The sequence below is a fragment of the Microcystis sp. LEGE 08355 genome, from assembly GCF_015207185.1.
Lineage (GTDB): Bacteria > Cyanobacteriota > Cyanobacteriia > Cyanobacteriales > Microcystaceae > Microcystis > Microcystis panniformis.
On record NZ_JADEXI010000185.1, the window covers coordinates 1 to 7,872 of the forward strand.

Sequence of the window (7,872 nt, forward strand, 5' to 3'; positions counted from 1 at the left end):
ATCTAGTAAAGTCGGGGAAAGTTTTCTCAACTGGGGAAATTTCTGAACAACTAGGCAAAAAATTCAGGATATAGTTATGGCGATCGTTCTAGTAACCGGTTCTGCTGGTTTAATTGGTTCCGAATCAGTCAGGTTTTTTTGTGATCGGGGTTATACCGTCGTTGGAATTGATAATAATATGCGTCAGGTATTTTTTGGCGAAGACGCTTCAACGGAGTGGAATCGAGCCAAATTATCGCAAGATTACGGGGATAAATACATTCACCACGCTGTAGATATTCGGGATCATGAAGCTATTGCAGATATATTTAAAACCTATAGTCATGATATATCCTTAATTATCCACACGGCGGCGCAACCTTCCCACGATTGGGCAGCTAAGGATCCCTATATGGATTTTAGTGTCAATGCTAACGGAACTTTAGTTTTATTAGAAAATACTCGTCAACACTGTCCCCAAGCAGTATTTATTTTCTGTTCCACTAATAAAGTTTACGGGGACAGACCGAATGAATTGCCTTTAATAGAAAAAGAATTACGTTGGGAAATCTCGGAAAATCATCCTTATTTTGCTCATGGTATTGACGAGTTGATGAGTATTGATGCTTGTAAACATTCTTTGTTCGGTGCCTCGAAAGTGGCAGCGGATGTATTAGTACAGGAATACGGGCGTTATTTTGAGATGAAAACTGCCTCTTTTCGCGGTGGTTGTTTAACCGGGCCTAGTCATTCGGGAACCCAATTACACGGGTTTTTATCCTACTTAATGAAATGTACGATGATTGGCAAAGAATACAGTATTTATGGGTATAAGGGTAAGCAGGTACGGGATAACATTCATAGTTACGATCTTGTCAATGCTTTCTATCATTTTTATCAGGCCCCGCGAGTGGCAGAAGTTTATAATATCGGTGGTAGTCGCTTTAGTAATTGTTCCATGTTAGAAGCCATTCAGGAATGCGAAGCGATTGCGGAGAAAAAGTTAAACTGGCAGTATGTGGAGACTAATCGTATTGGTGATCATATCTGGTGGATTTCTGATGTGAGTAAGTTTAAAAATCATTATCCTGATTGGCAGTTAACCTACACAGTAACGGATATTCTCAAAGAGATTTTTAGTCAAAACGTTAGCCGTTGGACTTAGGGTAAATCAAGAATTATTCTGGTCAACTTTTATTGGCCAGTTTTCCCTCGTTACCAAAGTTATTTTTAGCCAAATATACTGCTAGTAATTGAGGGACTCTGTTAATTAGTTAACCAGAGAACATTAGTGATGTTATTAGTAGCAATGTTGACCTAAAAAAACTAAACCAGAGCATATTTAAGAGACTATTATGTTAACTAAAATCTACAACAATAAAATTTTCCGATTTCTCATTGCTGGGGGAGTGGCATTTCTAATCAACTTATTCTTAATTTATTGGTTCATTGACGACTTGGGATTCAATACCCCAATTCTGGAAAATGTTGCTAATGTTATTTCGATAGAAATATCTTTAATTGCTAGTTTCTTTATCTATAGAATCTGGGTGTGGACTGGGGGAGATTGGACAATTAGAGATGTGATTTTGATACAACTTCCTCTCTATCATCTCTCGGCAGGTTTAGCCGTTTTACTGCGAGTTTTTTTGATATTTCCCTTCTTAAACTGGTTAGGAGTTAGCCACGGAGTTAACACAATGATTGGGGTTTTACTGGGAGCTAGTATTAACTATGTCGCCAGTGATAGCCTAATTTTTAAACCTAAGAATAAGACTAATGAGACAGAAATGTACTATCCCGAAGGATTAGCACCAGCTTTCGAGATGGACGGTTACTCTCACCCACGTCAATCAAGGGATAACTATGCAGTAAAAACCTTATCAATAGTTATTCCTGCTTACAACGAAGAAGATTGCATCGAAAGCACCACCCACTTAATATCTGAACGTTTAGAAGAGGATAAAATTGATTATGAAATCCTAGTGGTTAATGACAATAGCAAAGATAACACCGAAGCAGTTCTGCAAAAAATCAACCAAGAAAATCCCCGTATTCGCTACATCAATAACTATTATCCTAACGGGTTTGGTTTTGCGGTGCGCTGTGGATTAGAAAATTTTAGCGGCGATGCGGTGGCAGTAGTAATGGCCGATAATTCCGACTCTCCCGATAATATAGTGGACTATTATTATCAACTCCAAGAAGGCTACGATTGCGTTTTTGGTTCCCGTTTTATCAAAGGAGGAAAAGTTATTGATTATCCCCTGCACAAGTTATTCATTAATCGTTTGGCTAATCTATTTATTCAGGTTTTATTTGGGCTAAAATTTAATGATACCACTAACGCCTTTAAAATCTATCGTAAGGAGGTTATCGAAGGAATCTCACCTCTACTATCTCACCATTTTAACTTAACAGTAGAGATGCCCTTAAAAGCGATCGTGCGAGGATATTCCTACACGACAATTCCCATCACTTGGCGCAATCGTACCACGGGGGTTTCCAAGTTAAAACTCAAGGAAATGGGTAGTCGTTATTTATTTATAGTTCTCTCTATATGGTTAGAAAAACACTTTTCTCGAGGCGACTATAAGCGTAAACCTGTCCAAAAAATTAGACAAAAGTAACCAAGTAAATTTAGAGGTTAAAACCATGTTAGACGAGCAAGTAACCCGACAAATGGAATACTTAAAGAGACTTTACGAAAGTCGCTTTAATCCTCAAGAAAGAAAAGCAAAATTAGCTCTTTGGAAAGTTTTAGTTAATAATTTTTTACAAAATCATGTTACTGTCAATGATACAGTTTTAGATATTGGTGGAGGTTACTGCGAATTTATTAACCAAATTCGGTCTAAAAATAAATACTTAATCGATCTTAATCCTGATGCAAAAGTTTTTGCTAATCCTGATGTAACGGTCTTGAATCTCAATATTCTCAGTATAAATGAGCAGCAAAAACTTGATATCAGATTTGATAAAATTTTTATCTCCAACTTTTTCGAGCATTTAAATAGTGCGGAGGAATTAATCGAAGTTTTGGGATTTTGTTATGACATTTTAACTCCGGGCGGATCACTTCTAGTGATTCAACCTAATTTTAAGTATTCTTATAAAGAATACTATGATTTTATCGATCATAAACTACCTATAACTCACCTTTCTTTAAAGGAGTTATTGGAAACAATTGGTTTTAGAATCGATACTTTAATTCCTCGTTTTCTACCATTTTCTACGAAAGGAAGACCCGCTTCACCCACCTTACTCAAAATTTATTTAAAATTTCCTATTTTCTGGAATTTCTTGGGTGGGCAGCTATTTGTCAAAGCCACCAAACCCAGATAATTACTGACAATACAGTGATTCAAAGTAACCTATAAATACTAATCAAGATTGTACAATTATGACTAGGCAAGTGTTAATTACTGGTGGTGCGGGTTTTGTGGGCAGTTCTTTAGGTTTAGGATTAGCCCAACTCTATCCCGACTGGAAAATTATCGCCTTAGATAACTTAAAACGTCGCGGTTCCGAGTTGAATATTCCCCGTCTTAAACAGGCGGGAATTGAATTTGTTCATGGAGATGTCAGAAATGCGGAAGACTTAGAAGCATCCGCTTTGCCAGTGGATTTAATCCTAGAATGTTCGGCAGAACCTTCCGTTTTAGCTGGTTATACTTCCCCTGGCTACGTTTTACAAACCAACTTAATTGGAACGATTAACTGTTTAGAATTAGCTAGACAAACCCAAGCAGATTTTATTTTTCTCTCCACCAGCAGAGTTTATCCCATCGCCTATCTTAATCAATTAAACTATACAGAAACAGATACTCGTTTTCAGTTATCTGAACAGCAAAATTTACCTGGTGTTTCTGCTTTTGGTATCAGTGAACAATTTCCCTTAGATTTGCCCCGTTCTCTCTACGGTTCCACTAAGTTAGCATCAGAATTGATTATTAATGAATATGGGGATGCCTACGGATTAAGAACTTTAATTAATCGCTGTGGAGTTTTAACCGGTCCTTGGCAAATGGGAAAAGTTGATCAGGGAGTTTTTGCCCTTTGGGTGGCTAATCATTACTTTCAGAAGTCCTTAAAATATATCGGTTATGGGGGTACAGGGAAACAGGTTAGAGATTTTCTTCATGTAGCTGATTTACTCGATTTAATCGATATTCAGATGGCTAATTTAGAACAATTCAAAGGGCAGACTTTTAATGTGGGGGGGGGGCAAGATTTTTCCTTGTCCCTTTATGAAACTACAAAACTATGTCAAGAAATCACGGGCAATAGTATAATGATTGAGGCAGTTCCCGAAAATCGCACCGGAGATATGCCAATTTTTATCACTGATTCTCGCAAAATCAGTTCTATAACTGCATGGCAACCCCAGCGAGACGGTAGAAAATTAATCCAAGATATTTTTGATTGGATTCACACCTATGAAAAGGACTTAAAAGGTATTTTTTAACTGAACAATTATGCAGAAAAAATCTCTCAAATCACCTGTAGTCGTCAAGGGAATACTAATTATTATTACTGCCTACTTTTTTCTGGCAAATTTGCCTATTATTGATTGGCTAGAAATTGGTTTAGATGCTTCTTGGGCTTTTGCCATTAGTGATGCTGCCCATAAACAGTTAATTTTTGGCAAGGATATCATATTCACCTATGGACCCCTAGGCTATCTGGTTCATGGCACATCTTTAAATCACAACTTTTCCCAAATTATCTATTTTCGCTGGTTGATACACCTTTGTCTATTAGCGGTGGTTATTCTCAGATTTTTATTTATTAAAAGCTATAGCAATCAGATAGTTTTTGTGCTGTCAATTATTTTTGCTAACCTAGTAGGAAATCCCTACAACAGTATCGGCTTTACTGTTGATTATCAGATAACATTTATCCTCCTGATACTCATGTCTTTTGATAACTTTTTTCAAAAGTACATCAATTATTTAGCTATAGCTATTGGCATGATCACTGGGTTCTCTATACTCACTAAACTAACTCTAGGAATTTATCTAGCAGGAAGCCTGTTTATCTACATATTTGTTAATATTTTTCGGGGATATTTTCAAAAGTCACCATCGATAGTTATAAAAAATGTTCTCGCTGGTATCAACTTAACTTTAACCATTCCTTCCATTGCCTTTATTTTTCTCTATCCAGCCTCTTATAACCCAGCCTTTATCCACATTATAGTTAATCTTTGCATTGCTGGAGGAGTGGCTTTAACTCTCTGGTTTATCGTCAGATCTGCCCGCCTATCGGCACCGCCCTTATTAAGGGAGGCAAGGGGGATCAAAGGCAGAATCTATATTCTATTTAATCAGAACTACTTACTTAACTTGTTACCTCTGTTAGTATTTTATGGGCTTTATGGGTTACTTCTCCTCCAAACAATTAATCTAGATAATTTTCCCTCTCTCATCGAATATTTGAGCAATTCTTGGGCATTTTCTTCGGGTTATTCCAGTGGGATGAGTATTGTAGGAAATTACCCGCGTTTACTAATTGCCTTGCTCTGCTTTGCCTTAAGTTTGCTTTTAATGTCTCTGGCAATTATAGATCAAAAAATTAGTCTAGCTATTGCCTATATTTTTCCTATATTTTTATCATTTAAGCATGGATTTGTTAGGCAAGATGCTCACGTTGTTGTTTTTACACTTGTGGTTATTCTCTTAGCTTCTCTCTATACAACAATTATTAAAAAATCTCGGTTTAAGAAAATTGCTTATTGTGCTTGGGGAATAATTTTTTTGGGATGTATTATTATCACCTCTAGTCCTAATTGGACTATATTGGAAAATGCTCGCAAGTGGAGTAATTTCAGTCCCGATAGGGTGGCTAATAATATTGGGGTTGTCATTTCCTCTATGCTTAATCCCACAGAATTAAAAATGCGAGGTGAAAGGAGTACAACTCAAAATTTACAAGTCATTGCTGCCGCTACCAAAATACCCGATTCTGTGCTGGAAAAAGTGCAAGGCAAAACTATTGATATAATTCCCTGGGAATTTTCACTTATTCCAGGCAATCAGCTTAATTGGAAACCGCGGCCGATTATTCAATCCTATTCTGCTTATACAGAAAAACTGGATGAACTAAATTATCAAAGCTTATCTCAATCTCCCAGAGATTATCTGATTTATCACTTTCAAGCTATTGATGGCAGACATCCTTTTTTTGATGAACCGAAAGCCTTTTCCTATGTGGTTTGTAATTATCAACTTGACTCGGTAAATTCGCCCTTCCAAGTCCCCGCAATCAAAACCAACTTTTATCTTCTAGAAAGACAAAAAGTCAGTCGTTGCAGTCCAACTTCTCTAGGAGAGACTACTAATATTACTTGGGATCAAGTCCATGAATTACCTACTCGTAATAGTGGGATTACTCGTGTTCAAGTTAAATTTGAATATTCTTGGTTGGGTAAAATAGTCAAACAACTCTTTAGAATCCCTCCCGTGATAATTAACGTTAATTATCTCGATGGAACTCAAGCCAATTTTCGCTTTGTTCAAGATAATTCAGCTAATGGAGTTATCCTTAGTCACTTACCGAGAAATGATCAGGAATTAATGGCATTTTTTCAAGGAAAATTACCACCACAAGTCAAATCTTTTAGCTTTTCTGTCAGTAATCCTCTGCTATTCTCCCCAGAAATAAAAGTAACGCCTTTTTGGGAAGTTGAGACTGGTTCATAATCTTTCTTGAACCTTGAAAAGCGGTTAATATCTCTGGCAAATGGAGAATAGGGAACTCGAATCCCTGACCTCTGCGGTGCGATCGCAGCGCTCTACCAACTGAGCTAATTCCCCAGATATAGACCATAATAGCATTTTTGAGCAGAAAATCCTAGGAACTGGCAAGGGATCGAGGGGCAAAAAATCAGGCGGCTTGCCTCTGGAAAACTTTAAAATGGAAAAAGTAATCTTGAGGATGATAACCAATGGCGATACTACGCTTAGAGAATGGGACAACCTATACCCAGTTAGCCGATATTAGTCTGGAATTGGCCAAATTAAATGTTACTTTGAACTATTGGCCGATCGAAAACGAGGCCACCCATCAGCTACTTAAACAAGCTTCTCTGACTGACGAAGAAAAAGAAATAGTTTTAACCAGCTTAGACGGTTATTTTGAGCAACTAAAGCAAGAAGCGGGTTATCAAGCTAGAGATTTAATCGTTTTACACCCTGAAATTCCCAATCTCGACACTTTACTGGCCAAATTCGAGCGCTGTCACACCCACGCTGACGATGAGGTGCGTTATATCATTGATGGGGAGGGGGTTTTTGGCTTTGTCTTTCCCGATGGTTCTCAGGGGGAATTAACTATTCAACCTCAAGAATATATCAATGTTCCTGCCCATAGCGAACACTGGTTTCACCTCACTGCCAGTAAACGAGTTAAAGCAGTGCGTTACTTCACCACTACCGCCGGATGGGTTCCCGAATACACGGAAACCGTTATTCGTTTTCCTAGTTTAACAGCCGTGTAGCTCTTGGTTTTAGGCGAGTGCTTTCCCAATAAGACAGATAAGTTTTGCGGGGATGGCAACGCCGGCAGCCACAATCTGTTAAGCGGCAAATTTGTCCTGTGGAAAATCTCCCGTCTAGTGCCTAGCTTGACGGGAGATTGTCTCAATTCGGGGGATTGGCGTGATAGATTTAGTCTAAGCCGAATTGATTGCCCCGTTTGTACTGTAAATAGGCGGCAACGAACAAACCCGCTAGGGTAATGGGAATTAAGCCTAGGACAATCCCTAGCACTAAAGGTTCAATCACGTCTGTACTCCTTGGATTAGCAATTTTTCACCCGTATTTTATCCTAGCAGGGGTCGCCCGCGAAAGATAGGGCGATCGCACATACTTCTTAAGTGGAGTGTTGGGG

Annotated in this window: 7 protein-coding genes and 1 tRNA gene; 6 read left to right on the top strand and 2 right to left on the bottom strand. The window is 38.1% G+C overall.

The annotated features are described in order from the left end of the window. Window positions 1-76: 76 nt before the first annotated feature. The 5 genes from IQ242_RS11215 to IQ242_RS11235 all read left to right on the top strand — a co-directional run bounded on the left by IQ242_RS11215 (window position 77) and on the right by IQ242_RS11235 (window position 6,683). Window positions 77-1,144, top strand: a complete 1,068-nt coding sequence (locus IQ242_RS11215) for an NAD-dependent epimerase/dehydratase family protein (protein WP_193960032.1) — start codon at window positions 77-79, stop codon at window positions 1,142-1,144. A gap of 190 nt (window positions 1,145-1,334) precedes the next feature. Beyond that, on the top strand, window positions 1,335-2,609 hold the full coding sequence (locus tag IQ242_RS11220; protein ID WP_193960033.1) for a glycosyltransferase: 1,275 nt from the start codon (window positions 1,335-1,337) through the stop codon (window positions 2,607-2,609). A gap of 25 nt (window positions 2,610-2,634) precedes the next feature. Next, window positions 2,635-3,324: a bifunctional 2-polyprenyl-6-hydroxyphenol methylase/3-demethylubiquinol 3-O-methyltransferase UbiG gene (locus IQ242_RS11225; protein WP_004161424.1), complete on the top strand. Its 690-nt coding sequence runs from the start codon at window positions 2,635-2,637 to the stop codon at window positions 3,322-3,324. A 58-nt stretch (window positions 3,325-3,382) separates the two neighbouring features. Further along, the gene (locus IQ242_RS11230) at window positions 3,383-4,447 is read left to right on the top strand and encodes an NAD-dependent epimerase/dehydratase family protein (RefSeq protein WP_016515990.1); all 1,065 of its coding nucleotides are present in this window, start codon (window positions 3,383-3,385) and stop codon (window positions 4,445-4,447) included. Between the two features lie 10 nt (window positions 4,448-4,457). Continuing rightward, window positions 4,458-6,683, top strand: coding sequence for a hypothetical protein (locus IQ242_RS11235; RefSeq protein ID WP_193960034.1), 2,226 nt, complete (start codon window positions 4,458-4,460; stop codon window positions 6,681-6,683). Between the two features lie 41 nt (window positions 6,684-6,724). On the opposite strand, the gene IQ242_RS11240 is transcribed toward IQ242_RS11235, so the two are convergent. Further along, a tRNA-Ala gene (locus IQ242_RS11240) sits at window positions 6,725-6,797 on the bottom strand. Between the two features lie 131 nt (window positions 6,798-6,928). Here IQ242_RS11240 and IQ242_RS11245 point away from each other — a divergent pair. Continuing rightward, window positions 6,929-7,480 carry an acireductone dioxygenase gene (locus IQ242_RS11245; protein ID WP_016515988.1) on the top strand — a complete coding sequence of 184 codons (552 nt, stop codon included), beginning with the start codon at window positions 6,929-6,931 and terminating at the stop codon, window positions 7,478-7,480. A 169-nt stretch (window positions 7,481-7,649) separates the two neighbouring features. Here IQ242_RS11245 and petG read toward each other — a convergent pair whose 3' ends face one another. After that, window positions 7,650-7,766 (bottom strand): cytochrome b6-f complex subunit V, encoded by a 117-nt coding sequence (gene petG / locus IQ242_RS11250; RefSeq protein WP_002738052.1) that lies wholly within the window; start codon window positions 7,764-7,766, stop codon window positions 7,650-7,652. Window positions 7,767-7,872 lie beyond the last annotated feature (106 nt).

Coding starts and splice junctions, on each gene's coding strand:
- IQ242_RS11215 (WP_193960032.1), top strand. CDS start 77: ATGGCGATCGTTCTAGTAACCGGTTCTGCTGGTTTAATTGGTTCCGAA.
- IQ242_RS11220 (WP_193960033.1), top strand. CDS start 1,335: ATGTTAACTAAAATCTACAACAATAAAATTTTCCGATTTCTCATTGCT.
- IQ242_RS11225 (WP_004161424.1), top strand. CDS start 2,635: ATGTTAGACGAGCAAGTAACCCGACAAATGGAATACTTAAAGAGACTT.
- IQ242_RS11230 (WP_016515990.1), top strand. CDS start 3,383: ATGACTAGGCAAGTGTTAATTACTGGTGGTGCGGGTTTTGTGGGCAGT.
- IQ242_RS11235 (WP_193960034.1), top strand. CDS start 4,458: ATGCAGAAAAAATCTCTCAAATCACCTGTAGTCGTCAAGGGAATACTA.
- IQ242_RS11245 (WP_016515988.1), top strand. CDS start 6,929: ATGGCGATACTACGCTTAGAGAATGGGACAACCTATACCCAGTTAGCC.